The sequence below is a fragment of the Zhongshania guokunii genome, from assembly GCF_040892635.1.
GTDB lineage: Bacteria > Pseudomonadota > Gammaproteobacteria > Pseudomonadales > Spongiibacteraceae > Spongiibacter > Spongiibacter guokunii.
Window position 1 is genome coordinate 215,939 of sequence record NZ_JBFRYA010000003.1, and the last position, 24,789, is coordinate 240,727.

Consider the following 24,789-nt stretch of genomic DNA (forward strand, 5'->3'; position numbering starts at 1 on the left):
ATTTTTCTCGGTTATTGCTCGCCTTCTTGCTTTAGAAAGTAACTGCTAAATAAAGGCGTTAAACCATCGCCTGTGCCCCATAGGACGTTCGCACGATTACCCAATGCAACACGTGTTGCCTCGCCAATAACCAAGTGGGCTATAGCTGCCCTGAACTCTTCTGGGTTGTGGTTTTGTTGGCGGCCGGCCATGACTGAGGATGCATAGATAATGTCTATGAACTCAGCCATTTTAGTTGTTACCGGGCCGTTCTCATCTTCCGCTAGCATGGCGTGAATCAATACTCCTCCCACACCTTTTTCTTCTGTTTCTAGTTCCCGCAGTACGCCGAATATTTTCTGCATTGTAGTAGCGTAGTCGGCATCGCGGTTGGAGATAGTGCAAAGCAAGCGCTCTCTGGTCATGCGCAGTATATCGTCGGTAACCGCTGCGATGAGTACTTGCTTGGAGGGGAAGTGGTGAAGCAATGACGGGCGCTTAATACCGCATCGAGCCGCGATCGCTTCTAGTGGCGCGGCAATGCCTTGTTCCGCAAATTCGAGGCGTGCAGCCTGCAATATTTTTTCACGTGTTTCTGGGGCATCAATTTTTCGGGGGCGTGCCATTTTGATCTCTTTAACTACTGATGGGTAGGTGTTCGCGCTCAAAAATTGCGCAATACAAGCGCTCAGGTTAGCAGTATTAGTGTGGCTTGACAATTAACCTACCTGTTAGTAGATTAATTTTGACAGGAGTGCTGGGTGAGGCTGGCGTGCTGGACACGCGCGCTCACGTCGATATCAAATATCTATTTCGCGAGGATTAAATGGGCAAGATTACGTTTGTAGAGCATGACGGTAGCCAACACATTGTTGACATTGAAGAGGGTAAATCCCTGATGCAAACTGCCATTGATAATTCTGTGCCTGGCATTGATGCGGATTGTGGCGGCTCATGTGCATGCGGCACCTGCCATGTTTTTCTCACCCCTCGGTGGATTACAAGCATTGGTGCGGCTAGTGAGGAGGAGGCGCTGATGCTGGATATGACGCCAGAAAAATCAGATGTTTCGCGCTTGTCTTGCCAGGTACAAACCTCCATGGCAATGGATGGCATGGTAGTTCGCCTTCCAGAATTTCAAATGTAATTTCCGCTTTTAGCAGGGAAACAATCACGTTATAGCTGATTACAATAATATGTCTAACGAGAAGCCAATGAGTATCAAAGCCACTTTATTAAAACAGAGTACGCTAGCGCTTGAGAAAACTGTGTCTGTTGTTCCGATTCATGTTCAGATTAGGGGCGCGCATTTACTTCAGAAAGCCAAGCAAAAAGTATTTAACAAAAAGGAATTTCCGTCGTTTGTAGAAACTGAGATTCCTGATGTAACAACGTTAGCGCTGCAGGATATTGATGTTAGCAACCCATTTCTTTTTAAGCAGAAGCGTTGGGAATCCTACTTTAAGCGCTTGCGCGATGAACGGCCTGTACATTATCAAAAGCGCAGCCCATTTGGTCCGTTCTGGTCAGTGACTCGCTATGAAGACATTATGTTTGTCGATAAACACCACGAGTTATTTTCTGCCGAGCCGATTATTATGCTTGGCGACCGTCCTAGTGGTCTCCATGCAGACACTTTCATTGCCATGGATCCGCCTAAACACGATGTGCAGCGCCGAGCTGTGCAGGGTGTTGTGGCGCCGCAAAACCTTAAGGAAATGGAAGGTCTTATTCGCAGCCGCGCTGAAGATGTTTTAGATAATCTTCCCATTGATGAACCCTTCGATTGGGTCGAGCGGGTATCGGTAGAGCTCACCGCGCGGATGCTCGCTACCTTGTTTGATTTTCCTTATGAGCAGCGCCGTAAACTCGCCGACTGGTCGGATATTATCGGCGGGAACGTGGAGCTGACCGGCGGGGATGTCGTAACAGACACCGCTTTTACCGCTGCAGCTGAGGCGGGAAAAGCATTCTCGGCGCTGTGGCATGAGAAAGCGGCTAAAAAGGCAGCAGGTGAAACCATGGGGTTTGATCTAATCAGCATGTTGCTCGCCAATGAAGAAACTAAGGACATGATAAATAGGCCAATGGAGTTTCTGGGAAATCTATCGCTGCTAATTGTTGGCGGTAATGACACAACCCGTAATTCCATGACTGGCGGTGTTTACGCTTTGAGTCAGTTTCCAGATGAATTTATAAAACTTAAATGTAATCCGGAACTGATTCCGAATATGGTTTCTGAAATTATTCGTTGGCAGACCCCCTTAGCTTATATGCGCCGAGTAGCCAAAGAAGACGTTGAGCTGAATGGTCAAATCATAAGAAAGGGCGACAAGGTAGTGATGTGGTATGCCTCTGGCAACCGTGATGAGCGCGTTATCGACCAGCCTGATCAATTTCTTATTGATCGTAAAAATGCGCGTAACCACCTTTCCTTTGGCTTTGGTGTGCACCGCTGCATGGGTAATCGCCTAGCGGAGATGCAACTTCGTATCCTTTGGGAAGAGTTACTGAAACGCTTTGATAATATTCAAGTGCTTGGTGAGCCTGAGTATGTGCAATCAAACTTTGTTAAAGGCTACACAAAAATGATGGTCCAACTCACAGCTAAAGAGTAGCGTTCTGGCGCGGAGAGTACATGGACACCACGGTGTGGGTGTCCATGTGCCGGTGTTGGCTGTTGGGTTTAATAAAAAGCTTGTGATTGATCTAGCTTATTATTACCTCTGTATTAATAATTTACCGCGCAATCGCGATGGCTACACCCTGGCCACCACCAATACACAATGTCGCAAGACCTTTTTTTGCGCCTCGGCGTTTCATTTCATGGAGCAGGGTAACTAAGACCCGTGCTCCAGAAGCGCCAATCGGGTGGCCTAGGGCAATTGCGCCACCATTAACATTAATGATGCTGGTATCCCATCCTAGTTCGCAGTTCACCCCCAATGATTGCGCGGAGAAGGCTTCATTGGATTCCACTAAGTCGAGCTCACTAATATCCCAGCCGGCTTTGGCTAGGCATTTTTTTGAAGCGGGCACGGGGCCAGTGCCCATAATCGCAGGGTCGACGCCAGCGCTTGCATAGCCTGCAATAGTGGCGAGGGGGGTTAGTCCGAGCTCCTTCGCTTTTTGCTCGCTCATGATTAATAGTGCCGCAGCGCCATCATTAAGACCTGATGCATTACCCGCGGTTACACTGCCATCCTTTTGAAAGGCTGGGCGTAGCTTGCTTAGGGATTCAGCGGTGGTACCTTTACGCGGAAATTCATCTTCTGCAAAGCGGATAGGGTCGCCGCGGCGCTGGGGGATTTCGACGGCCACTATCTCATCGTCAAATTTGTTGTGGGCGATTGCCTGTTGCGCTTTTTCTTGAGAGGCGGCAGCAAACTGGTCTTGTTGCTCGCGGCTAATAGCGTATTTTTTAGCGACATTTTCTGCGGTAACGCCCATATGGTAATCGTTAAAGGCGTCCCATAACCCGTCTTCGATCATGCTGTCTTTTAAAACCCAGTTGCCCATTTTTTGGCCGTCGCGGGATTTAGGCAATACATGCGGCGATAGGCTCATATTTTCTTGGCCGCCGGCAATAATAATGTCGGCGTCGCCGCAGAGGATCGCTTGGGCGGCGAGATGCACTGCCTTTAAGCCACTGCCACAGACTTTGTTTATGGTCATCGCTGGGCAGGTTTCTGGAAGGCCTGCGGCAATAACGGCTTGCCGGGCAGGGTTCTGGCCCGCTCCGGCGGTTAACACTTGGCCTAAAATAACTTCGTCAATCTGCTCGGCACTAATACCTGAGCGGCTAAGCAGCGCTTTAATTACCGTGGCGCCAAGAATATGGGCGGGGACGGCTGACAATGCCCCATTGAAATTGCCTATTGCAGTGCGAGCTGCCTCAACAATGACGACTTTACGTTCTGGGCCTGCAGTCATATTACTTCTCCGGTGTTTAACGCTTAATAATGTTGATGTGTTGAGCTTAAAAGCTCATCTCTGGCACTACTTCTGGCACCACCAGCTCGCCTTCAGTGAGCCGAATAATGTCGTCGACACTAACGCCGGGCGCACGCTCTTTTAACCAAAACTTATTGTCGGCAATTTCGATATAGGCTAGGTCGGTGACCACCTTTTTAATACAGCCAGCGCCAGTGAGGGGGAGGCTGCATTTGTTTAGTAGCTTAGATTCGCCATGCTTGCTGGCGTGGGTCATGGTGACGATAATATTATCGGCGCCGGCGACTAGATCCATCGCGCCCCCCATGCCCTTGATCAACTTGCCTGGGATCATCCAGCTGGCAATGTTGCCCGCTACGTCAACTTCAAAAGCGCCTAGTACGGTTAAGTCGACATGACCGCCACGAATCATAGCAAAGGATTCAGCTGACGAGAAAATCGATGCGCCTTTGGCTGCGGTAACGGTTTGCTTGCCGGCGTTGATCATATCGGCGTCGATTTCATCTTCTGTTGGGAAGGGGCCCATACCCAGCAGTCCATTCTCCGACTGCAGCATCACCTCGATGCCCTTAGGCACGTAGTTGGCGACTAGGGTTGGAATGCCAATGCCCAGATTTACGTAATATCCGTCTTGTAGTTCACGTGCCACACGTTGCGCCAGTTGTTCACGAGTTAATGCCATGGTGATTCTCCTTATGCGCTGCGTACGGTGCGTTGTTCAATGCGTTTTTCGAAACTGCCTAGAATCAGCCGGTCCACATATATTCCCGGGGTGTGGATGTGGGCTGGATCTAGGGAACCTAATTCGACGATCTCTTCAACTTCTACAACGGTGATTTTGCCTGCGGTAGCCGCCATCGGATTGAAGTTTTGCGCGGTGTGGCGAAATACTAGGTTTCCGTAGCAATCTGCTTTCCAAGCTTTAACGATGGCAAAGTCACCAGTAATGGCCTCTTCCATAATATAGTTGCGGCCATTAAATTCTCGTACTTCTTTGCCTTCGCCAATAGGCGTGCCGTAGCCTGTCGCTGTGTAAAAGGCGGGAATGCCAGCGCCACCAGCGCGCATTTTTTCGGCTAGTGTGCCTTGGGGGGTTAGCTCAACTTCGAGTTCACCCGCCAATAGCTGTTGCTCAAAAAGCTTGTTCTCGCCCACGTATGACGACACCATTTTTTTGATTTGCTTGTCTTCCAGCAGGATGCCCAAGCCAAAGCCATCTACTCCACAGTTGTTGGAGACAATGGTCAGGTCGCGACAGCCTTTGCGTTTGATTTCGCTTATTAGGTTCTCAGGAATGCCACAAAGACCGAAACCGCCAGCGATGATGGTCATGCCGTCTTCTAGACCAGCCATGGCCTCGCTATAACTACCCACTATTTTATTAAAACCAGCCATTGCCACGCGCTCCTAATATTAAGGCGGAATTCCTGGGCCTAGGGCTCCTGAAATAAGAACTCTGTTGAGGGGCTAAGCCCGCTATCTTGCTAACAATGGCGTGTCTGTATATATTTATCAAATGGATATATTTTATTGATTGATAGATTTATTGAATAACTAAAAGGTCATCCTCATTAACGTTACCTTAAAGCAGCTGCGCGCCTTTGTAGCGGTAGTGCAGTCACGCAGCTTCGCTGAAGCCGCCGTTGTTCTGCACTTGTCACAACCGGCTTTGAGTAGCGCAATACAAGTGCTGGAGAGCACAATTGGCGGGCAGCTACTGGTTCGCACCACACGTACTTTCGCGCTAACACCAGAAGGCGAGGGGTTTTATCCAGTGGCGCTGCGTTTAATCGCCGATTGGGATGGCGCTTTGAATGATTTACACAAGCGCTTTGCGCTCCGCGAGGGGAAAATCAGCATAGCCGCGATGCCCGCTTTTGCGAGCAATCAATTGCCGATGGCCATTCGCCGCTTTAAAAACAATTACCCAGAGGTCCAAATAACCCTAAACGATGTTATTGCTGAAGAGGTTGTGGCCATGGTTCGCAGCGGGCGGGTCGAGCTAGGCATTAGTTTTGACCCCGGCGACGGCAAGCGCCAAGGCAATGAAGATCTCATATTTACACCGCTGTTTGATGACTGTTTTGTGGCGGTGCTGCCCCCTGAGCACGCCTTGCTAGAGCAGACGCAGCTGAGTGCTGAGGAACTGCTCAAGTCAGACTTTATCAGCCTACAAGCGCCGTCTGTTGTTCGCAAAGTGATATTCAGAGAGTTTGCCAGCCGAGGGCTGTCGATCATTCCGGCCTATGAAACCCATCAACTGGCCACGATTGGCCGTATGGTGGCCAATGGCCTTGGGGTGAGCGTGGTGCCGTCGCTTTGCCAAAAGCAGATGTATGAGCTTGGTGCGCATTGCCGGCCATTACTTAAGCCGCTTATACGCCAGCAGGTGGGGCTAATTACGCATCGCAGCTACCCGTTGTCGGCGGCATGCCAAGCGATGGCCAATACTCTTCAGGAAAGTTTTGCAGGTGGCCTAGTAATATAAGCAACTTGAGGGCGGTCTGGTGGCGTGTAAGTCCAGATGTTGAGCATATTGCTGTCTCGGTATGCAGGTAACGTTACAATAGCGCAAGTACTCATACCGTAGGGCAGTTAACCCTGCTTTTGAGGCTGGTTTTCCCCTTGGTTACCCTTTTGACAGTAAAAATCGTGTGACCTGAGTTGGTATTTCCTCGAAAATATCCGGCTGTTGGCAGTAAGCGCGGTCGAGTACTAATAAGCCTAACAATTGCGATGTTGATTCAAACCTGGGTCGGCATCAATTTTTATTTTGAGTGGAGTAAATAATGATAGATGTAAGTTCTGCGCGACTAACAAATGTTGCAGTACACCGAGTAGGCAACAAGGCGCGCGAAGAGGGCATGCGTCTCGCAGATAATGAATCGAGTGCCAGCGAGTCATTGGGCGAGCTGCTCTTAAAGCATTACTTGCTGCCGCTCTCTAAGCAGAAAGAAATATATGATTTTTTTCATGAGTCAGATTTGTCATTAAACACCATAGCGAATATTGCGGGAAAGATATTCGATGAACCAAGCGAATTTTTGAAAAGCAGTCAAGCGGTGGCAAAACATTTATATGCAACCTCAACGCATCAGAACATTGCTGCTGGAGATTTGGTATTTCTGCTTTTCTCTGGCGTTAAGATAGACGACGAGGAATTGCGCGCTCTTGCTGTTCTTAAAATAGAGAACAAAGACGATTTTCTTGAAATAGCCGAGTCCGAAAACTCTTTCGATGTGATTCAGCGCAGCGGTATTTCACTCAATAAGATACAAAAAGGCGCATTGATTTTACCGAATTCTCAAGGCGTTTTTGTGGTTGATAATCTTGGCCAAAAAACCAAGTACTGGATAGAGTCTTTTTTAAAAGTGTCGCCACGCGCAACATCTAAATCCTATGCCAAAATATGCGGTTCTATATTAAAAGGCATTAGCTCAAAAATAGAAGACTCCCAAGAAATAGCTGAATTGAACGAGAAGATAACAGAGAAAATAAACTCCTCTGAAATTACCTCTATCGCCGAAATCAAAGACCTCTCCTCGCAATACATCGACTCAGAAGCGCTGTCGGAGGTGATCTCTGGGGTGGCAAGCAGTACCGGCGTAGATATTGCCGATGATTATGAAATTAAATCTCAAGATTTCGCCAAGCAAGCCAAGCCAATAACCAGCAAAGTTAGGGTTAGAGCTGGTGTGGGTTTGGTAATAAGTGATTCAAAGTATTCGGTGTCAGGGGTTTCCATTACCGATAACCAAGATGGCTTTCAGGCGATCGTTAATATTAAGGCGCGCAAGAGCGATTGATGTGTGCCTGAATAGCATTTTCAATGTGGGCTGCAGCCGGGGAGTGCTAGCGATGCTCTAACGCGGCAATAATCAGTAAAATTTTTTAAGATCAACTTGTTATGGGTGGATATTGATGAGTATTGAAGACCAACAAGCCGGCGAAGTAATTCGTCGCGAAGTGATGGGCAGCGCCCATGTTGATGCCTCTTTGGGCAACGCCACTGAATTTGATATGCCACTGCAAGAAGCGGCAATGGAGCACGCTTGGGGTGGGGTATGGACTCGCGGTGGCATAGACCGTAAAACCCGTAGCATCGTTACAGTTTCAATTCTCATTGCGCAGCAAGCGCATGGCGAGCTAAAAGGCCATGTGCGTGGTGCGCTCAATAACGGCGTTAGCCCAGAAGAGCTTCGCGAAATAATCATGCATGCAGCCGCGTATTGTGGTTATCCGGCGGCCTTGTCTGCTATGCGCGTGGCGCGCGAAGTGCTTGATACTTATGAGGCCTAATTACTAATCTTGATTAGCAACGGCCGTGCTTTCGAACGCGGCCGTTTTTTATAGCCAGCTATGCTAATTAATCAGCTTAATAGCCAGTTGTGATGTGATAAAGCAGATTAGGAAGAAAATAGCCATCGCTGACAGCCCCGCGAACAATATTGGCAGAGGGTTGGTTTCTGCTGAGTCCATCAGCTGCTTGCGGCCGGATTTATTTTGAAGCGCAAACAGTAGCGAAATACCCTGCTTAAACGTTGCTAAGACGCTGAGAGACTTGGGCTTGGCGGTAGTGCTTATTTCATCTTGCTTCATGGTAGCCATATTCTCTTGTACTGCGGTGGCGTGAATTATACAACACTGGGTCTCTTTTAGGGGAAACTCCTAGCGGTGTGGCAAATCCAGCCGGTCAAGATGCTTAGTACTTGAATTACTTATAGTTCTGCCAACTATACGGTAAATATGTGTTTCTTCTGGTGGCGGTAATATACTCGTGAATTGGCGGAAAAATGAAAATTTGGTATCTACCCATAGTATTGTTAGCCGCCGGTTTGGCTTACTCCTACTGGCTTGGCTATACGCCGCCGCTAATAGCTTTGATCTATTTTGTCGGCAGTGTTATTGCTTACAGCTTATATGCCAAAGACAAAAGGGCGGCTGTGAAAGGAGCATGGCGGGTGCAAGAGAGCACCTTACACATATCGGCATTATTGTGCGGTTGGCCGGGAGCGATTATTGCGCAGCAAAGACTTCGTCATAAAACCAAGAAAGTTAGTTTCCGCGTGGTATTTACCATAAGCTTATTATTAAACCTTAGTCTGTTGGCTTGGCTGCATAGCCCCGCAGCATCCCACAAGCTTCACGATTATGGTTACAAATTCGACCAATGGGTAGCCACCCAGTTTGGCGGCAATAAATACCTTGATATCTTATTGGCCTTTAGTAGATTTCATACGCGGCGCTGATAGTGGGAGGGAGTTTCGCGATGTGGCGCTGCCGCACAGCGATGCCAGAAAACATAATCTACTTGGCCTGGCATGGCGTATACCTAACAGGAATTATTGTTTTCTTGGGCTATTCTTAGTGCTCGGAAGTCGCATGTTATTGACGACTCATAATGTACAAGGGCGTTTATGAACTTTCTTATTACCGGTGGCACCGGCTTTATTGGCAGTGCACTGTGTGCTCATCTGTGCCAACAAAGGCATCATATTGTTGTTAAAACGCGTTACCCGGAATCGTTAGGCCTTGAGATGACGGGCGTTACAAGCTTAAGCGAGGTTAGCCCTGACCAACGCTTTGATGTTGTTATTAATCTTGCTGGTGAGCCGATTGCAAATAAGCGCTGGTCTGCCGTGCAAAAACAGAAAATAGTAGATAGCCGCCTAGATACTACTGAAGAAATTATCGCTTTTTTAAAGAACGCTAAAACAAAGCCAGCAGTGTTGATCAGTGGTTCGGCAATAGGCTATTACGGCACTGGGGCTACAGATGCGGTAATCGACGAATTTGGTGCTGGTGACGATAGTTTCTCTAGTACTCTGTGTGCAAAATGGGAGGCCAGCGCGCTCGCGGCCGAGGTGCTTGGTATTCGTACTTGCTTGCTGCGTATTGGCATTGTTTTAGGTTGTGGCGGCGGTGCCTTACAAAAAATGATCCCGCCGTTTAGGCTGGGCTTAGGCGGTAGAATAGGCACTGGAACACAATGGATGTCGTGGATACATCTGCACGACCTAATAGCTATTATCGACTACTGCATTAGTGATAATAGCGTGCATGGCCCTATCAACTGCACCGCGCCACAGCCGGTGAGCAATCAAGACTTTACCAAGGCCCTGGGGAAATGCCTAAAGCGCCCAGCTGTATTGCCAGTGCCGTCTCTCGCAATAAAAGCCCTAATGGGTGAAATGGGCACTGAGCTATTGCTGGCGGGCAAACAAGTGCGACCAGTGAAACTGGAGGCTGCAGGTTTTAAGTTCAAATATAAGGAACTGGGCGCGGCCTTAACGAGTGTATTGTGAACGGCCGGAGCAGCTTAAGTACGGCCAGTAAGTAAGCACTAACATTGCGCTGTGTCATGGCTGCTTTACTTCGCTGATCTTTCTTTAACTCTGCTGACTAAGCAGGTTCGTGTCGTGCAAATCTGCTAGTCTCTCTTCATTCTGCAATGCTGCGGGCCGATCGCACGGCCTTATGTTTATGCGTATTTATAAGAGATGGATTATGAATCTAAAAGAATTGCTCGGCATAGATCTGCCGATCATTCAGGCGCCAATGGCGGGTGTGCAAGACCACGCTTTGGCAGTCGCAGTATCAAACGCTGGTGGTCTCGGTTCGCTGCCCTGCGCTATGTTAAGCTCAGACGCGCTGCAAAAAGAGTTGAGCGCGATTACTCGGCAAACAGCAATGCCATATAACGTGAATTTCTTCTGCCATGTACCTCCAGTGCCAGACCCCAAGCGTGAACGGCAGTGGCGACAGGCGCTTGCGCCATACTATATTGAGCTTGGTATAGATGTAGATAATATTCCTGAGCAAGCTGGTCGCAGACCTTTCAGTCATGAGGCCGCCGACGTGCTGGAAGAATTTAAACCGCCGGTAGTGAGTTTTCACTTTGGCTTGCCTGCCGCCGATTTAATGGCGCGTATACGCGGTTGGGGCGGAAAAATTATGTCTACCGCAACAAGCGTCGATGAAGCGCTTTGGCTAGAGGCGCGTGGTGTGGATGCTATCATTGCGCAAGGCTTAGAGGCGGGTGGGCATCGCGGTAGTTTCTTGGTGCGCGACATAAGCACTCAGGTCGGTACTTTCGCCTTGTTGCCGCTGGTGGTGCAAGCTGTGAAGGTTCCCGTTATTGCCGCCGGTGGCATTGCCGACAGCAAGGGCGTTGCTGCCGCTATCGGCCTTGGCGCGACTGCTGCTCAACTCGGCACCGCTTATTTGCTCTGCCCAGAAGCCACCACCAGTTCAATACACCGCGCAGCCTTGCAAAGCGACGCTGCCCGCGTCACTGCGCTTACCAATCTGTTCAGCGGCGGCCCAGCGCGGGGCATTGTAAATCGGCTAATGCGTGAGCTGGGGCCAATAAACTCTGCAGCCCCAGATTTTCCCCTAGCAACAACAGCCATTGCGCCACTCCGGGCCAAGGCAGAAAGCCAAGATAGTGGTGATTTTTCGCCGCTGTGGGCCGGGCAGAATGTTAGCGGCTGCAAGGCGGTGTTGGCAGGGCAGCTTACGCGAGACCTAGCGGGTGCGAATGCTTCAATAAAAGCGGTGATTTAAAGAAGGAGTTATTAACATTTTAATCTTATTTTGACTAATTATTGTTAATAAACACTGATGCTACTTTGGCTGCATTTAATCTGCTACTCCTCCCAATCTCGAAAATACTTAAGTAAATGATCAATGGCGAGTCGCGCCCGCATGGGCAAAAATCGCCGATTTTGATACACAATCCAACTGCCGGCGCCCTGGCTCCAGTAGGGTTCTAATACAGGGTTTAGGCTTCCGTTTTTAATTGACTGTAAAAAATTGATCTTTGGCATATAGGCAATACCAAGGTGTTGTTCGCAGGCGTTTACCACCGCGTGGGCGTTGTTGCTTTTCCAGCGGCCATTCACTTTTATGTAAAGCGCCGTGCCTTTGTGTTCAAATTGCCAGTGGTTGTTGTTGGAAATGATGCAGTTGTGATTTTTAAGTTGCGTGGGGTGAGTGGGGCAGCCATTTCGTTCAAGGTATTGGGGGCTGGCAACGGCCATTAGGGGGCGCGGTAGTAAGCGCCGTGCCACTAAGCCGGAGTCTTCTAACTTGCCGTAGCGAATGGCGAAGTCGATACCGTCTTCAATAAGATTCACTTTGTGGCTATTAAAATCAATATCCACGGTTAGCTCTGGGTGTAGCTGGGCAAACTGGATCAGTGCTGGCACAACATAGCGCTCGGCAAATGGCCCCGCCGCGCTGACGCGTAGCGTGCCATTGAGCTGTACTTGCTGGGCGTTGATTTGCTCGTTGGCTTGCTGCAGGCCGTCTACTAGGTCTCGGCACTGGCGGTAATAAGTTTGGCCGGCTTCGGTAAGGCTTACACTGCGGGTGGTGCGGGCGAGCAATGCGCTACCTAGCCGCGCTTCGAGCCGGGATACCTGTCTGCTCACGTGACTGGTGCTACAGTCCATTTGCTTAGCCGCAGCCGAGAAGCCTTGGCTTTCTGCTACGGCTACGAATTCGATGATGCCCTCAAAGTTGTCCATGGCTGCCTTATTGTTGCTAATTAGCAATAGTGGTTTTCTAATTTAGCATATTGTTGCCAAGAGCGCTGTCTACTAGGATGGCTCCATGGTGTAAAAAAGCCAGCACAACACATTCAAGGCAGGAGAAAATGCGATGAAGAAAATACTGATTCCAGTGACTAATCACGCAACTTTAGGTGCAACAGACCAAGCCAACGGTACCTACTCGCCGGAACTTACCCATGCCCTTCATGTGTTTTTGGAGGCGGGGCTAGATTACGATATTGCCTCGATCAAAGGCGGTAAGGCGCCGTTGTATGGCACCGATATTGAGGGCGATGCGGTTAACGAGGCGATTCTGAGTAATGAAGAGTTTCAAAACCGCATTAACAACACCTTGCCAGTCTCGCAGGTAAACATCGACGATTACGCGGCGGTGTTTTATCCCGGTGGCTTTGGTTTATTGTCTGACTTAGCGACAAATGCAGACTTCGCCAAGCTCAGTGCTAAGCACTATGAAGATGGGGGGGTGTTGGCAGCGGTGTGTCATGGTCCAGCGGCTCTGCTGCCAATCACCCTGAGCACCGGCGAACGGTTACTCGCCGGTAAGTCAGTCACCGGTTTTACTCGCGAAGAAGAGATTGATTACGGCACGATAGCGGATGTTCCCTTTTTGCTGGAAGAATCACTGGCACGAAGTTCAGCTCGTTACAGCAAGGTGCAGCCCTGGGGTGTATTTGTTATTGAGGCAGACCGAGTTATCACTGGCCAAAACCCAGCGAGCGCCCATGCAGTCGGTGAGGCGCTAGTTAGACAGCTCGCTTAGAGCGGCAGCACCGCTCGCAGCAAGCCCCAAACTGTGTTGCCCACTGAGTATGAGCAGGTAAAGTAGCCTATATTGCTAGTACCGAAAATCAGCTTTGCCAGCGACCTGTAAATCAATTGAGGTGTATCACAATGACCGACATAAAACTGCCAGATTACCTGCCATCGTGGATGAGTGACCATGTGAATTCGTATCTTGCCGATGGCGAAGCGGCTCATTTATGGGATGCCAGTTTAGGCGGCGGCGTGGGCATGCTAACCACCTTGTTACTGACGACGAAGGGGCGAAAATCAGGTCAGACCTTAATCATACCGCTTATTTACCGGCCCAGCGGTGATGGTGGTTTTTGTGTGATTGCCTCAAAGGGCGGCGCAGCTGCGCACCCCGCGTGGTTTTTAAATCTGCAGGCCAATCAAGAAATCCAAGTAAAAGTGGCCAATGATGAATTTAAAGCGGTCGCTAAAGTGACTAGTGGGGATGAGCGAGAAAGGTTGTGGAAGCTAATGGCAGAATACTTTGCGCCCTATACCAGCTATAAAGCCGCAACCGACAGAGAGATTCCGGTTGTGGTTTTTTATCCGGCCTAAAAAACGGCAAGGGCCGGCAATTGCCGGCCCAATATTAGCGTGGATTTTAGTTAACCTAACGTATTATTTCGCTTCGCAGGCAAACCAGTCGTACTGATGGCTAGTGTCCCAGCAATGGCTTTTGCCGTTACTGCCAGCGGCATCAGGGTCACACAAAGAGCAGCCCCAGTCCCGAACAGCCGCCCAGCCAGAGCTTGAACCGGCGACACAGCTTGGGCTGTCTGGCGCAAAGGGAAACCCATTCATTGTTGCGGGGTTACCCGTGGTAGTAACAAGGCCGTAGACCTGTACCCAAGTGTGGTAGTTGTCTATGGCGCGTGCATTATCTAATAAAAGTTGTGCATCAGCAGATGATTTTGGTCCCCACCATTGCAGGCCGCGAGCGTCACAGAATTCTGTGTAATCTGCTAAAACTGCAGCTTGCGGGGTTTTGAAGATATGAACATCGCGGCCTTCAGATTCGTAAGAAAGTTCAACGCCGGTTAAATCTACTTCGCCGTGAGAGTGGTTGGCTACTTCGCTTTCTACCGTCATCACTCGAAGCAGCAGTCCGGCGATGTCAGCTTCGTGGGTAGATGCACGCGTTTCTAGGGAGGCTATTGATTGCTGCGCATTAACGAGCGAAAGATTGAGCATCGTTGCCTGCGCGTTTAGCAGCGCTAAATCGGCGGTGAGTCCGTCTACTGCCAGTGCGTTGTCGGCTATTGCCGTGCTAAGTTCCTGCGCTTTTGCTACTAGCTCTAAGCTAAGCGCATTTAGGGCTTGAGTGTTGCCGCTGACAACATCCGTTAGGTTGTCGATCTGCTGATGAACCGCTAGCAAGTCAGCCGTGTGCCGCGCAGCAAGTTGTGAAACTTCTGAATACAGCGCAGTGAGAGAACCATTGGTCGTGTCGAGCTCGGCATTGACAGAGCTTAGCTCGTCTTCGTTAGCGGTGACCCGGTCATCAAGCTCGGTCAACTGACTATTGAGATCATCAAACGAAGCTAATAGCGCAGAAGATTGTGACTGCAGGTTGGTGATATCGCCCTGGTTCGCCTGAATTAAGGCCAAGTTAGAATCTATTAGCGCTTGAATTGCCTGAAAGGGCTGCCCATTATTTTGGCCCTGTGATTTTCCTGCTGCAAAAACACCTACTGAGGCACTTGCTAGGGCAAGCGCTAAGGCACATTTGCGAATGGATTTAGCTCTTATCATGATGGCTTCCTTGTGATCTTATAATGTCAATTCGCAAAGATTAGACGTAGTTCACAAAAATAGCAAAAATAAAGTTTAATTTTAAATGATATAAATTAAATATCTTTTTAAAAGCGATATTACTAGGTCACATTAAAAACCCAGTGATTATTAGTGTATTTTGATTTTATCTTTAATTTAGAATTTGTTGATAAGTAGTAATATATTGTTTTCGGGTTGAATCTAACGTCTTTATATAGCCAAAGTTTTCATTGAGTATTTTAAGTTGTGGGATTGTTTTTTGGCTTCATTGACCTCTTGCGTGAAGCGGGGTGTGTTGATTTTACTTAGATGGCTAGCTTCGCTCTATAGTCCGATATTGCTTTTATGATGAGCTTAAAGTCAATTGATCGCGAGGCCGTTGTGTAGGTCTTTAAAGGGAGTGTGGAATGGCTTATTGTAACCTGCAATTATAATGATTTGAGGCGTGGTGGCTCATGATACACTCAGGTTCTTGCCTTTGCGGTAATGTTATTTATGAATACGGCGGTGAGCTTAAAAAATTCTTTCTCTGCCATTGCCAGCGCTGTCGTAAAAACTCGGGCTCGGCGCATGCTGCAAATCTTTTCGGCCGTGGCGGTGAGTTAGTTTGGTTGCAGGGCAAAGACAGCGTATCTAATTTTAAGGTGTTGGGCACGCGGCATCAGCGCAGTTTTTGTAGCCGCTGTGGCTCGGCATTGCCCTTTTCGTCGGCAGATGGCGAGTCGGTTGTGATTCCGGCGGGTAGTCTTAATACCGACATTGGCCTTGCGCCGCAGGCCCATATTTTTATGGGTAGCAAGGCGAGCTGGGATAATGGGCTGGAGGATGTACCTCGCTTTGCGGGATTTCCTATTTAAACTACACGCTTGCCCAGATTGGCCGTGTCGAACGGTTATTAATTGGCAGGTCTATGGCGAAGTATATGGAAATGCGATACCGAGCGACAATGGACGATTTCGATTCGATGAGCGGTGTAGTTTTTGATATTTAACAACCGCACTATAGAAAAACAACGTGCCCAAAGCCCGCCTTGGGTTAGTCTCATTATTGCGGCTTTTGTTGCCATATTTACCGTGGGCTTATTCTCATTCACTCATGATCATATTTTGCTCTGGTTTGTAGGGCTATTTGGAGCGGCGTATATACTTGCGCGGGGAACCATGGGCATACGCAGCTGGATTCGTGAAGATGGTGATGGCAAATACATGCTGTGTCTGCGAGATAATGTTTCGCGAGCCAATGCCTATATTCCCTTTGAATATATAAGCAATACTGAATTATGTGACTACGCGATATGGCCCCAAGATAATACACCGCCAGCGTATAGAGACTTACCATACCACCGCACTTATACGCAGTTTGGATATCGAGGAGCTGGCTTGCTGGTGTGCTATACCTCGCCTCCGCATCTTGGTGGCGATGGCCTGCTGCGGAGCTGGTTAATTCCCGCGCCAAGGGCGGCAGAGTTCCTTGAATTATTAAACGATAAGCACGGCCCGAATCACAAGTAACACCCATCACTGCTCCCCGTCGGTACTCGATAGACAGAATTAATAGCTGTGTTATGCTGCTGTAAGAATTTGTTCATATTTGCGGGAGAATCATGCTTCGCAGTCTGTTAGCAATGATCGTTGTACTGCTGTGCGCCAATGCACTGGCGGATCGGCATCATTCAGCAAAAAGCTGGCTGGCGGGCAGTGTTAGTGATACTGCGGAATGCCGTGCAGATTTTGCCGGTAGCGAAGACCCGCCCGCAAAACTGCTTAATACCAATACCCCTTATACTCTCCTTGATTTTCCTGACCAGCCGCAGGTTTATGCCCCGCAAAATCTCGGCGCCCAGTGCATTTATCTAAATGCGCCAATTCGCGCGCCGCCAAAACTACTCTGATTAATACCAAAACCGACGGTATTTGCCGTTGCTGTTAATTAATGAGAGTTAAAAACATGAAACAGTTTGGACTATACGACGCCGATCGCGTCGATCAATTGGCGCACCCAGAAAACTTCGACCAGCTAAACGGTGATTCACCTGCAATGGTGGTGTTTACCGATTTTAAAGTACATGAACCGATGGTAATCGATGCCACGACCTCGGCGCTAGAAGCCGAGAACATGATGAAACGCTCACATGTTCGCCTGAAATTGGTTGTAGATGAATATGGCAGCTTCCTTGGCGTGGTCGCGCTAGAGGACCTTAGCGATAGCGAAATGATCAAAAAAGTGGCCGACGGCTACAACCGCGAGGAGCTTCAGGTGAATGACATGATGCGCAAGCGGCAAGATTTAAAGGTGTTTGATTTTAGGGAGCTGGAGTTAATGACCGTATCAGACGTGCTGGATGTGCTGAGGCAATACGGTCATCAGCACTGTTTGGTGGTAGAGCGCTCGCACCACCAAATACGCGGTGTTATCTCGGCCAGCGACATCGCCCGAAAATTGAAAATGGATGTGTCTATTCAGCGTCCGCCAAAATTTGCCGAGTTGTATCTTTCGTCTTTACATCGCTAAGGGCGGTCTTATAGGGGGCTTCTGCCCCCTAAATTGACTCGGTATTGATTACCGCAAGAATCGGGCTGTATTAATAGCGTCGATTCGTCACAATGTTCTTTTTGCACTCCGCTGCCCAAGAAAAGGACACCCCGTGGTCACCACCGAAAATCATTCTTTAGTCAAAATTGACTGGCTTCAGCTAGAAGATCAATTAAATAGCCGCGGCAGTGCGCTTATTCAAAGCCTGTTTAACGCAGAAACCTGTCGCGAGGTGATTGCGCAATATCCTCAACAGGCGCTTTTTCGCAAGCGGGTCGTAATGGAGCGCCACGGTTATGGGCGCGGTGAGTATCAGTATTTTTCCTACCCCTTGCCCGATTTGGTTGCCGAACTGCGCCGTGATGTTTATGCGGGTTTAGTGCCGATGGCCAATCGCTGGAATGAATTGATGGGCTTGGCCACACGGTTTCCCGATACTCATGAGGAGTTTATCCAGCGCTGCCACGCGGCGGGGCAGTGCAGCCCTACGCCATTGATGCTGCGGTATGAGGCGGGTGACTATAATTGCCTGCATCAAGACCTTTACGGCGAGCATGTGTTTCCCCTGCAAATGGTGGTGTTATTGTCTGACCCAAAGCGGGATTTTAGTGGCGGTGAATTTGTAATGACCGAGCAGCGGCCGCGAATGCAGTCGCGGCCGGAGGTGCTACCCTTGGCCCAAGGTGATGCCCTGATTTTTGCCGTGCACCAGCGGCCAGCAACCGGGACGCGTGGGATTTACCGGCTCAATCATCGTCACGGGGTGAGTGAACTGCGCAGTGGTGAGCGGCATACTCTCGGCGTGATTTTTCATGATGCGAGCTAATTAAATTGCCCGCTATCACTTACCCTGCGCTCACAAAATTCAATGGGATCGCTGCGGAGCTCGCCTTCGGCTCAGACAGTCCTCGCTAATGCATCCCATTGAATTTCTGTGGTGCTCGGTGAGCTCAAAAGCGGGATGAAGGCCGTGCTGCATTTGAGTGTCAGAGGTAGGGCTGTTCTACTACTGTACTCGCAGCTGAAGGGGGCTAGGTTTAGCTGGAAGTGTTGTACGTTAGGGGCAAATCTGTAAGTAGAATGAGCGGATTTTAGAAGAGCTTCTGCAAATAATGAAAATTTCACTAGAATTAGTGCTGCCAGCAAACTACAGGGTCGGCGATATACTCGCGTTTCATGGCCGTGATAGCGAGCAGGTGTCTGAGCGTTGCGTTATGCCGGTTGAAGCACTAAGCCAATCCTTGCTCGGCACCTTGGAAAAGGCTCTGATTTGGGAAGGCTACCCAGCTTGTTTAAGCATACAGTTTAGCGCTCAAGCGGCGACAGTGGTTTTAAATTCTGATATGTCTTTAGAGCAAAGCTCTAGGGCTAAGCATGCGGCGCAATGGCAGGTAAATCTGCAAGCCATGGTGAGACGGATGCTGGGTTTGAATCAAGATGTGGAAGCGTTCTTTCTACAGTATTGCGAGCACCCGCAACTGGGCGGTTTATTAAAGCAGCGCCCAAACCTGCGGGTGCCGCTGTCGGTGAATCCTTTTGAGGCCTTGTGCTGGGCGGTTACGGGCCAGCAAATCAGTGTGGCAGCGGCGGTGTCGATTCGGCGGCGTTTTATTGAATTACTGGGTTGCCTACATTCGAGTGGCTTGCGCTGCCACCCAAGTGTTGAGCAGGTCGCGGCGAGTGAGCTTGCGGCTTTGTGCGATGTCGGTTTGTCTAAAACCAAGGCGCAGACCTTGATATTTTTGGCACAGGCACTAGCGTGTGGCCAACTCGAACTCCCCCCAAGCGACGATCAGCTATTAGATCACGTCAGCACCGAAACACTTCGCCGCCAATTGCTGGGTATCCGGGGTATCGGCCCGTGGACGGTGAATTACGTTTTGCTGAGGGGCTTCGCTTATTTAGACGGCTCGCTGCACGGCGATGTTGCTGTGCGCCGTAATCTTCAATTGCTATTAGCTCGCCACGATAAAATTAGTGAGCTGGAGACGCAGCAGTGGCTAGCACAATTCTCACCGTGGCGGGCCCTAGCCGCTGCGCATTTGTGGGCTATAACCTGAATCGCCGAAAACGGGCTATTACTACCGACGTGGTTCATGGCAACCCCCGCCTGGTGATGGATCTATGAGATATCGATTTTTGTCGTATGTTGAATTGTGGTAATTCGTAAATGGCCGGTATACCGTTAAGATATAGGCCTTAAATAACAAGGAGCGCGCTATTTACGCTTAAACCAAGTATGGTGGTTTCGGTAAATCGCCTTTTCAGATCCATAGGGTTTGCTCATTATTACAATGTTATGCATGTAAATGCTATAAAGAGGTAATTATGGAAGTTGAAGCTCATTCTTTAGCTAGTCTATTTAAACAACTAGGACTAGACAATACAGAACAGGCTATTCAAGATTTTATTAAGATTAATGCGCCGCTATCCAGTGGCGTAGAGTTGCATAAAGCGCATTTCTGGAGTGCGTCGCAATCTTCACTTTTACAGCAATCAAAAGATGATGACGCTGATTGGGCTGAAATAGTTGATCAGTTAGACGCTATGTTACGCAGATCAGACTTAGATAAATGATTTTGTGACAATCTCTACGGCTTTGGCGTCCCGTATCACTTCTAATAAGTTTTGCATCGCGTGAACACTACTGGAAATACAATCGCGACCTAGCCAGTGATGTGTGTGCGGTCTTCCATCTAATTCGTGTTATTAATTTTTTGGAGCGCTAACCTTGGTTTTGCGTACAGAGTAAAAAAATGCCAAGTGACTCAAAAAATGTATTGCAACGCGGACTAGAAAATATCCACGACCCCTTCTCAAATTTTATTCGCGCGCAGACAACTTCTAGCCTGCTACTATTACTAGCTACTTTGGTAGCGCTTTGGTGGGCGAATTCAGCATATTCATCAACCTACCAAAATTTGATACACACCTCGATTGGATTTGTTGTTAATGAGCATGAAGTAAGCGCTTCACTCAAACATATTATTAACGATGGTTTGATGGTGATATTTTTTTTCCTGCTTGGCCTTGAAATAAAGCGAGAGGTACTTGCCGGAGACCTTGCCAAACCAGAAAATAGACGGATGCTCATTCTCTGCGCGGTTGGTGGAATGGTTTGCCCGGCAATAATTTATTCCCTGTTTAACTGGTCGCTTGACTCACAAATTGGGTGGGGTATACCAATGGCGACCGATACCGCCTTTGCATTGGGGGCCCTTACTCTGGTAAGAAAACATATACCGCTTAGTCTCCTTGCATTTATTGTCGGCCTTGCCATTGTTGACGATGTTGGCGCGATAATTGTTATCGCAATATTTTACACTCAGGAAATTTCAATAATACATTTGTTAAGTGCCTTCGCCCTCATTGCGGTTTTGGCACTGGCCAACTATGGAGGGATACGCCAATCCCTATTTTATGTCGTTATTGGTGTCGCGGCGTGGTGGGCGATGCTTGAGTCTGGTGTTCACCCAACTGTTGCCGGTGTGGCCATTGCCTTGACGGTACCGGCAAGGCCAAAGGTGGCGTCGAGAGAGTTACTAGATAATACAAAATTGAAAATCGGCGCAATGCAGAAAAAAACAAAATCTGTGGATGTTCTCGGTAGTAGAGGCGACCACGAAAAGATACTTGAGGTTCGTGATTTTGCTGAGCGCGCCAGCACACCGCTTCGTCGTTGGGAAGATGCGCTAGTTTTGCCCGTAGCCCTATTTATATTACCTTTGTTTGCATTAACAAATGCGGGTGTTGAAATGAGTTTTAACTCATTCATGGACAGTCTTGTGCACCCAACTGGATTAGGCGTTATTGCTGGACTCGTTATTGGCAAGTTTGTTGGTATTTCGGGCGCCTGCTGGCTAGGCTTGCGCTATAACATAGGCAGCCTGCCGCGAGGGGTTAATTTTCAGCATGTTATAGGTGTTTCGCTGATTGCCGGTATTGGCTTCACGATGTCTACCTTTATTGCCGCTCTAGGGTTTGATACACAAGCGGAAAACCTTCAAATAGCCAAAACGTCAATTTTACTTGCCTCGGTTGTCTCCGCAATTCTTGGCGTGATATATATCCGGTTTGTTTCAATAAAAAGCAGCAGAGATCATGTGTGATAGTGAAGTGCGCAGGTCATTAGCGGCGCTAGGACGTTATAATTTTTGCTAATCAGTGTTACTGCTGACGCCTTACATCTGCTGTATTTAAACGGCAGCCAAGGCTACTTTTGAGCCGCTTCTTCGCCCGAGCTTATTGCTTATAAATTGACCTGCACTGATTAACTTAGGAAGTTCAATGCCATGTTCAATGCCAAGGCCATTAAGCATATACACTAGGTCTTCGGTGGCGAGATTGCCCGCGGCGCCTTTTGCGTAAGGGCAGCCGCCCAAACCGGCTATCGAGCTGTCGACAACGGCAACGCCCATTTGCAGTGAGGCATAGACATTGGTTAATGCCTGACCGTAGGTGTCGTGAAAGTGCACGGCTAATTTTTCGACGGGGGCAATTTCTAGTACCGCCTTAAGCATGCGACTAACGGCGGCGGGGGTGCCGACGCCAACGGTATCGCCTAAGGACACTTCATAGCAGCCCATTGCCAATAAGCGTGCGACTACCTCGGCGACTTTTGCCGGTGTTACGTCGCCTTCGTAGGGGCAGCCTAGCACGCAGGACACATAGCCTCTCACCGGAATACCCGCGGCTTTGGCGGCGCTCATAATGGGGCTAAAGCGATCGATGCTTTCTTCTATTGAGCAATTGATGTTCTTTTGGCTAAAGGCTTCCGAGGCGGCAGCAAAAATAGCGACCTCATTGGCCTGTGCCTTTAGCGCGTATTCAAAACCGCGAATATTGGGCACTAGGGCGACGTAGCGAACATCGTCACGACGTTTTATCAGCTTGAACACGTCCTCGGTGCCGGCCATTTGCGGCACCCACGCAGAATTTACAAAACTGCCGGCTTCAATACTTTTTATACCGGCGTCGGTGAGTAGATCGATTAACTGGGCGCGTGTTGCGGCGTCAATCAATTGCCTCTCATTTTGCAGACCATCACGGGCACCAACTTCTACAATGCGCACTTGGCTGGGCAGTTCGGTGCAGCTCATTCGGCTTTCTCAAATTCAATTAATTCAGCACCGCCGCTCACCAGCTCGCCGGCTTGGTAATAAAACGCTTTCACTATACCGTCGGCGGGGGCGCGTATAGTGTGTTCCATTTTCATGGCTTCCATTATTAGCAGGGCGTCACCTTTGCTGACGGTGCTACCCGCGGCTAATAGATGGCTGACAATGGTGCCATTCATCGGCGCGATCAATTGGTTCTCAGAGGCGTCGCCACTGCTGTCGCCTAAGTCGGGTCGTTTTATATTAAATTGCACGGCGCGCTCGGCGGTGTACATACTAAAGCTACCGTCGTGCTCCGCGATGCTGGCGCTCTGACGGTGGCCGTCGACATCGGCCTGTAATACGCGCTCGTTGAGTTCACCGCTAACGGTGTATTCTTGTTCGCCGTGCTTAATATTGAAACTGGTGGGATCGGTATCAAGAGCCGTGGCGCAGACCGAGACGACGTCGTCACCAAATTGCAGCTCAAAGTGATGCTGCGCTGGTTGATTCAAACGCCAGCTGTGGGGGTTGTTCCAGGGCGAGCCAGCGTCGCTGCTGCCATAGGCGCGGGCGGCAATAAGCTGTTTCTGTTTTAAAATGAGATAGAGCGCGGCCAGTGCGAGATTGTCGCCAAGCTGGGGAATATCCCGATTGAGCAGCTGGTCTTCATGCTTGCCGATAAAGCCAGTGTCAAATTCTGCTTGGGCAAACGCGGGGTGCTGGCAAAGCGTGTACAGAAAGTCGATATTGGTAGTCACGCCATTTAAACGGTATTCCTTTAAGGCGCCACCCAAACGCCGTAGCGCGTGTTGGCGGTCGGTGTCCCACACAATTAATTTGGCGATCATGGGGTCGTAAAATACACTTACTTCATCGCCTTCGATCACGCCGGTGTCGATACGGATATGGGCCGATTCCGCTGGGGTTTCTAAAAAGTGAAGACTGCCGGTTTGGGGCAAAAATTCATTGTTAGGGTCTTCGGCGTAAATCCGCACTTCTATGGCGTGGCCATTAATTGTTAATTCATTTTGCTTAAGCGGCAGAAAGTCGCCGACGGCAACCCGCAGCTGCCACTCCACTAAGTCTAAACCGGTAATCATTTCGGTAACGGGGTGTTCTACCTGGAGGCGGGTGTTCATTTCCATAAAATAGAAACTGCCGTCGGCATCGAGCAAAAACTCAACTGTGCCAGCACCGACATAATCAATGGCTTGGGCAGCGCATACTGCGGCGTTACCCATTTCGGCACGCAGGGTTTCGCTCATGCCGGGCGCGGGGGCCTCTTCAATTACTTTTTGGTGGCGGCGCTGTATGGAGCAGTCGCGCTCAAATAAATACACCGCGTTGCCGTGACTGTCGCAGAACACTTGAATTTCGATGTGACGGGGCTGGGTAAGGTATTTTTCAACCAGCATGGTGTCGTCGCCAAAGCCGTTCATGGCTTCGCGCTTGGCGGCGTCAAGGGCGGTGTCAAACTCCTCTGCGCTCCACACTTGGCGCATGCCTTTACCGCCGCCGCCAGCCGTGGCTTTAAGTAATACCGGGTAGCCCATGTCGTTGGCGGCTTTGCGGATTATTTCCGGATCTTGGTCGTCGCCATGATAGCCTGGTACCAGTGGTACACCGGCTTTTTCCATAATTTGCTTAGCGGCAGATTTAGAACCCATGGCCTCGATTGCGGGGGTGGGCGGCCCGATAAATACAATATTTTCAGCGGCGCAGCGACGGCAAAAGGCCGCGTTTTCTGATAAAAATCCATAGCCGGGGTGGATGGCCTGTGCGCCGGTTTTTATTGCGGCGGCGATGACTTTATCAATATCTAAGTAAGAGTCTCGCGCTGCGGAGCCGCCAATATGGATGGCTTCGTCGGCCATGCTGACATGCAGGGCGTTGCGGTCGGCGTCGCTGTAAACCGCCACGGTGCGGACACCCATGCGGCGTGCAGTTTTGATAACGCGGCAGGCGATTTCCCCGCGGTTGGCAATCAGAATTTTAGTAAACATGCTTGCGCTTCCGTATTATTTAATAAGCCAGTATTCAGTGCTAGAAAAGTGTGCTGAGTAACTTGTGTTGAAAGCTCAAGG

27 protein-coding genes are annotated in these 24,789 nt (G+C 49.4%); 18 read left to right on the forward strand and 9 right to left on the reverse strand.

Annotation, left to right across the window (positions count from 1 at the left end; translation table 11 throughout):
• Nucleotides 1-11: 11 nt before the first annotated feature.
• The gene (locus AB4876_RS05095; RefSeq protein WP_368380567.1) at nucleotides 12-605 is read right to left on the reverse strand and encodes a TetR/AcrR family transcriptional regulator; all 594 of its coding nucleotides are present in this window, start codon (nucleotides 603-605) and stop codon (nucleotides 12-14) included.
• A gap of 200 nt (nucleotides 606-805) precedes the next feature.
• Between AB4876_RS05095 and AB4876_RS05100 the strand changes: the two genes are divergently transcribed.
• A complete protein-coding gene (locus tag AB4876_RS05100; RefSeq protein ID WP_368380568.1) occupies nucleotides 806-1,126 on the forward strand; it encodes a 2Fe-2S iron-sulfur cluster-binding protein in 321 nt (106 codons plus the stop codon).
• Between the two features lie 67 nt (nucleotides 1,127-1,193).
• Complete coding sequence (locus tag AB4876_RS05105; protein WP_368380569.1) at nucleotides 1,194-2,597, forward strand: cytochrome P450; 1,404 nt, start codon at nucleotides 1,194-1,196, stop codon at nucleotides 2,595-2,597.
• Nucleotides 2,598-2,718: 121 nt separating this feature from the next.
• On the opposite strand, the gene AB4876_RS05110 is transcribed toward AB4876_RS05105, so the two are convergent.
• From AB4876_RS05110 to AB4876_RS05120, 3 genes are read right to left on the reverse strand one after another with little or no spacing between them, the layout of a single operon-like run.
• The gene (locus AB4876_RS05110) at nucleotides 2,719-3,912 is read right to left on the reverse strand and encodes an acetyl-CoA C-acetyltransferase (protein WP_368380570.1); all 1,194 of its coding nucleotides are present in this window, start codon (nucleotides 3,910-3,912) and stop codon (nucleotides 2,719-2,721) included.
• Between the two features lie 46 nt (nucleotides 3,913-3,958).
• Nucleotides 3,959-4,615 (reverse strand): CoA transferase subunit B, encoded by a 657-nt coding sequence (locus AB4876_RS05115; protein WP_368380571.1) that lies wholly within the window; start codon nucleotides 4,613-4,615, stop codon nucleotides 3,959-3,961.
• A gap of 11 nt (nucleotides 4,616-4,626) precedes the next feature.
• On the reverse strand, nucleotides 4,627-5,328 hold the full coding sequence (locus AB4876_RS05120; RefSeq protein WP_368380572.1) for a CoA transferase subunit A: 702 nt from the start codon (nucleotides 5,326-5,328) through the stop codon (nucleotides 4,627-4,629).
• Between the two features lie 196 nt (nucleotides 5,329-5,524).
• Here AB4876_RS05120 and AB4876_RS05125 point away from each other — a divergent pair, with 196 nt between their 5' ends.
• The 3 genes from AB4876_RS05125 to AB4876_RS05135 all read left to right on the forward strand — a co-directional run bounded on the left by AB4876_RS05125 (nucleotide 5,525) and on the right by AB4876_RS05135 (nucleotide 8,232).
• Complete coding sequence (locus tag AB4876_RS05125; protein ID WP_368380633.1) at nucleotides 5,525-6,421, forward strand: LysR family transcriptional regulator; 897 nt, start codon at nucleotides 5,525-5,527, stop codon at nucleotides 6,419-6,421.
• 301 nt (nucleotides 6,422-6,722) lie between these two features.
• Nucleotides 6,723-7,739 carry a nucleoid-associated protein gene (locus AB4876_RS05130; protein ID WP_368380573.1) on the forward strand — a complete coding sequence of 339 codons (1,017 nt, stop codon included), beginning with the start codon at nucleotides 6,723-6,725 and terminating at the stop codon, nucleotides 7,737-7,739.
• A 115-nt stretch (nucleotides 7,740-7,854) separates the two neighbouring features.
• Nucleotides 7,855-8,232: a carboxymuconolactone decarboxylase family protein gene (locus AB4876_RS05135; protein ID WP_368380574.1), complete on the forward strand. Its 378-nt coding sequence runs from the start codon at nucleotides 7,855-7,857 to the stop codon at nucleotides 8,230-8,232.
• A gap of 63 nt (nucleotides 8,233-8,295) precedes the next feature.
• On the opposite strand, the gene AB4876_RS05140 is transcribed toward AB4876_RS05135, so the two are convergent.
• Nucleotides 8,296-8,541 carry a hypothetical protein gene (locus tag AB4876_RS05140; protein ID WP_368380575.1) on the reverse strand — a complete coding sequence of 82 codons (246 nt, stop codon included), beginning with the start codon at nucleotides 8,539-8,541 and terminating at the stop codon, nucleotides 8,296-8,298.
• Between the two features lie 185 nt (nucleotides 8,542-8,726).
• Here AB4876_RS05140 and AB4876_RS05145 point away from each other — a divergent pair, with 185 nt between their 5' ends.
• From AB4876_RS05145 to AB4876_RS05155, 3 genes are all read left to right on the forward strand, one after another.
• The gene (locus AB4876_RS05145; protein WP_368380576.1) at nucleotides 8,727-9,182 is read left to right on the forward strand and encodes a DUF1294 domain-containing protein; all 456 of its coding nucleotides are present in this window, start codon (nucleotides 8,727-8,729) and stop codon (nucleotides 9,180-9,182) included.
• 168 nt (nucleotides 9,183-9,350) lie between these two features.
• A complete protein-coding gene (locus AB4876_RS05150) occupies nucleotides 9,351-10,238 on the forward strand; it encodes a TIGR01777 family oxidoreductase (RefSeq protein WP_368380577.1) in 888 nt (295 codons plus the stop codon).
• A 202-nt stretch (nucleotides 10,239-10,440) separates the two neighbouring features.
• Complete coding sequence (locus AB4876_RS05155; RefSeq protein WP_368380578.1) at nucleotides 10,441-11,499, forward strand: NAD(P)H-dependent flavin oxidoreductase; 1,059 nt, start codon at nucleotides 10,441-10,443, stop codon at nucleotides 11,497-11,499.
• 83 nt (nucleotides 11,500-11,582) lie between these two features.
• On the opposite strand, the gene AB4876_RS05160 is transcribed toward AB4876_RS05155, so the two are convergent.
• A complete protein-coding gene (locus AB4876_RS05160; RefSeq protein WP_368380579.1) occupies nucleotides 11,583-12,464 on the reverse strand; it encodes a LysR family transcriptional regulator in 882 nt (293 codons plus the stop codon).
• Nucleotides 12,465-12,597: 133 nt separating this feature from the next.
• Between AB4876_RS05160 and AB4876_RS05165 the strand changes: the two genes are divergently transcribed.
• Together AB4876_RS05165 and AB4876_RS05170 are read left to right on the forward strand one after the other, a co-directional pair.
• Nucleotides 12,598-13,269, forward strand: a complete 672-nt coding sequence (locus tag AB4876_RS05165; RefSeq protein ID WP_368380580.1) for a type 1 glutamine amidotransferase domain-containing protein — start codon at nucleotides 12,598-12,600, stop codon at nucleotides 13,267-13,269.
• Between the two features lie 131 nt (nucleotides 13,270-13,400).
• The gene (locus tag AB4876_RS05170; protein WP_368380581.1) at nucleotides 13,401-13,856 is read left to right on the forward strand and encodes a nitroreductase/quinone reductase family protein; all 456 of its coding nucleotides are present in this window, start codon (nucleotides 13,401-13,403) and stop codon (nucleotides 13,854-13,856) included.
• Nucleotides 13,857-13,919: 63 nt separating this feature from the next.
• Here the strand turns inward: AB4876_RS05170 and AB4876_RS05175 are convergent, their stop codons facing one another.
• Nucleotides 13,920-15,053 (reverse strand): hypothetical protein, encoded by a 1,134-nt coding sequence (locus tag AB4876_RS05175; protein ID WP_368380582.1) that lies wholly within the window; start codon nucleotides 15,051-15,053, stop codon nucleotides 13,920-13,922.
• Nucleotides 15,054-15,529: 476 nt separating this feature from the next.
• Here AB4876_RS05175 and AB4876_RS05180 point away from each other — a divergent pair, with 476 nt between their 5' ends.
• From AB4876_RS05180 to nhaA, 8 genes are all read left to right on the forward strand, one after another.
• Nucleotides 15,530-15,931 carry a GFA family protein gene (locus AB4876_RS05180; protein WP_368380583.1) on the forward strand — a complete coding sequence of 134 codons (402 nt, stop codon included), beginning with the start codon at nucleotides 15,530-15,532 and terminating at the stop codon, nucleotides 15,929-15,931.
• Nucleotides 15,932-16,054: 123 nt separating this feature from the next.
• The gene (locus AB4876_RS05185) at nucleotides 16,055-16,585 is read left to right on the forward strand and encodes a hypothetical protein (RefSeq protein ID WP_368380584.1); all 531 of its coding nucleotides are present in this window, start codon (nucleotides 16,055-16,057) and stop codon (nucleotides 16,583-16,585) included.
• 92 nt (nucleotides 16,586-16,677) lie between these two features.
• The gene (locus AB4876_RS05190) at nucleotides 16,678-16,965 is read left to right on the forward strand and encodes a hypothetical protein (RefSeq protein WP_368380585.1); all 288 of its coding nucleotides are present in this window, start codon (nucleotides 16,678-16,680) and stop codon (nucleotides 16,963-16,965) included.
• Nucleotides 16,966-17,021: 56 nt separating this feature from the next.
• Nucleotides 17,022-17,585, forward strand: a complete 564-nt coding sequence (locus AB4876_RS05195; protein ID WP_301027266.1) for a CBS domain-containing protein — start codon at nucleotides 17,022-17,024, stop codon at nucleotides 17,583-17,585.
• Nucleotides 17,586-17,718: 133 nt separating this feature from the next.
• Complete coding sequence (locus tag AB4876_RS05200; protein ID WP_368380586.1) at nucleotides 17,719-18,432, forward strand: 2OG-Fe(II) oxygenase; 714 nt, start codon at nucleotides 17,719-17,721, stop codon at nucleotides 18,430-18,432.
• A 286-nt stretch (nucleotides 18,433-18,718) separates the two neighbouring features.
• Nucleotides 18,719-19,666 carry a DNA-3-methyladenine glycosylase 2 gene (locus tag AB4876_RS05205; RefSeq protein ID WP_368380587.1) on the forward strand — a complete coding sequence of 316 codons (948 nt, stop codon included), beginning with the start codon at nucleotides 18,719-18,721 and terminating at the stop codon, nucleotides 19,664-19,666.
• Between the two features lie 268 nt (nucleotides 19,667-19,934).
• A complete protein-coding gene (locus AB4876_RS05210) occupies nucleotides 19,935-20,183 on the forward strand; it encodes a DUF2789 family protein (protein WP_368380588.1) in 249 nt (82 codons plus the stop codon).
• Between the two features lie 179 nt (nucleotides 20,184-20,362).
• The gene (gene nhaA / locus AB4876_RS05215; protein WP_368380589.1) at nucleotides 20,363-21,715 is read left to right on the forward strand and encodes a Na+/H+ antiporter NhaA; all 1,353 of its coding nucleotides are present in this window, start codon (nucleotides 20,363-20,365) and stop codon (nucleotides 21,713-21,715) included.
• An 87-nt stretch (nucleotides 21,716-21,802) separates the two neighbouring features.
• Here the strand turns inward: nhaA and AB4876_RS05220 are convergent, their stop codons facing one another.
• On the reverse strand, nucleotides 21,803-22,705 hold the full coding sequence (locus AB4876_RS05220; protein ID WP_368380590.1) for a hydroxymethylglutaryl-CoA lyase: 903 nt from the start codon (nucleotides 22,703-22,705) through the stop codon (nucleotides 21,803-21,805).
• The gene (locus AB4876_RS05225) at nucleotides 22,702-24,708 is read right to left on the reverse strand and encodes an acetyl/propionyl/methylcrotonyl-CoA carboxylase subunit alpha (RefSeq protein ID WP_368380591.1); all 2,007 of its coding nucleotides are present in this window, start codon (nucleotides 24,706-24,708) and stop codon (nucleotides 22,702-22,704) included. Before AB4876_RS05225 ends, AB4876_RS05220 begins: the two co-directional genes overlap by 4 nt.
• Between the last annotated feature and the right edge of the window lie 81 nt (nucleotides 24,709-24,789).

Coding starts and splice junctions, on each gene's coding strand:
- AB4876_RS05195 (WP_301027266.1), top strand. CDS start 17,022: ATGAAACAGTTTGGACTATACGACGCCGATCGCGTCGATCAATTGGCG.
- AB4876_RS05225 (WP_368380591.1), bottom strand. CDS start 24,708: ATGTTTACTAAAATTCTGATTGCCAACCGCGGGGAAATCGCCTGCCGC.
- AB4876_RS05120 (WP_368380572.1), bottom strand. CDS start 5,328: ATGGCTGGTTTTAATAAAATAGTGGGTAGTTATAGCGAGGCCATGGCT.
- AB4876_RS05100 (WP_368380568.1), top strand. CDS start 806: ATGGGCAAGATTACGTTTGTAGAGCATGACGGTAGCCAACACATTGTT.
- AB4876_RS05140 (WP_368380575.1), bottom strand. CDS start 8,541: ATGGCTACCATGAAGCAAGATGAAATAAGCACTACCGCCAAGCCCAAG.
- AB4876_RS05190 (WP_368380585.1), top strand. CDS start 16,678: ATGCTTCGCAGTCTGTTAGCAATGATCGTTGTACTGCTGTGCGCCAAT.
- AB4876_RS05135 (WP_368380574.1), top strand. CDS start 7,855: ATGAGTATTGAAGACCAACAAGCCGGCGAAGTAATTCGTCGCGAAGTG.
- AB4876_RS05170 (WP_368380581.1), top strand. CDS start 13,401: ATGACCGACATAAAACTGCCAGATTACCTGCCATCGTGGATGAGTGAC.
- AB4876_RS05110 (WP_368380570.1), bottom strand. CDS start 3,912: ATGACTGCAGGCCCAGAACGTAAAGTCGTCATTGTTGAGGCAGCTCGC.
- AB4876_RS05180 (WP_368380583.1), top strand. CDS start 15,530: ATGATACACTCAGGTTCTTGCCTTTGCGGTAATGTTATTTATGAATAC.
- AB4876_RS05210 (WP_368380588.1), top strand. CDS start 19,935: ATGGAAGTTGAAGCTCATTCTTTAGCTAGTCTATTTAAACAACTAGGA.
- AB4876_RS05150 (WP_368380577.1), top strand. CDS start 9,351: ATGAACTTTCTTATTACCGGTGGCACCGGCTTTATTGGCAGTGCACTG.
- AB4876_RS05175 (WP_368380582.1), bottom strand. CDS start 15,053: ATGATAAGAGCTAAATCCATTCGCAAATGTGCCTTAGCGCTTGCCCTA.
- AB4876_RS05160 (WP_368380579.1), bottom strand. CDS start 12,464: ATGGACAACTTTGAGGGCATCATCGAATTCGTAGCCGTAGCAGAAAGC.
- AB4876_RS05220 (WP_368380590.1), bottom strand. CDS start 22,705: ATGAGCTGCACCGAACTGCCCAGCCAAGTGCGCATTGTAGAAGTTGGT.
- AB4876_RS05145 (WP_368380576.1), top strand. CDS start 8,727: ATGAAAATTTGGTATCTACCCATAGTATTGTTAGCCGCCGGTTTGGCT.
- AB4876_RS05115 (WP_368380571.1), bottom strand. CDS start 4,615: ATGGCATTAACTCGTGAACAACTGGCGCAACGTGTGGCACGTGAACTA.
- AB4876_RS05130 (WP_368380573.1), top strand. CDS start 6,723: ATGATAGATGTAAGTTCTGCGCGACTAACAAATGTTGCAGTACACCGA.
- AB4876_RS05095 (WP_368380567.1), bottom strand. CDS start 605: ATGGCACGCCCCCGAAAAATTGATGCCCCAGAAACACGTGAAAAAATA.
- nhaA (WP_368380589.1), top strand. CDS start 20,363: ATGCCAAGTGACTCAAAAAATGTATTGCAACGCGGACTAGAAAATATC.
- AB4876_RS05205 (WP_368380587.1), top strand. CDS start 18,719: ATGAAAATTTCACTAGAATTAGTGCTGCCAGCAAACTACAGGGTCGGC.
- AB4876_RS05165 (WP_368380580.1), top strand. CDS start 12,598: ATGAAGAAAATACTGATTCCAGTGACTAATCACGCAACTTTAGGTGCA.
- AB4876_RS05105 (WP_368380569.1), top strand. CDS start 1,194: ATGAGTATCAAAGCCACTTTATTAAAACAGAGTACGCTAGCGCTTGAG.
- AB4876_RS05155 (WP_368380578.1), top strand. CDS start 10,441: ATGAATCTAAAAGAATTGCTCGGCATAGATCTGCCGATCATTCAGGCG.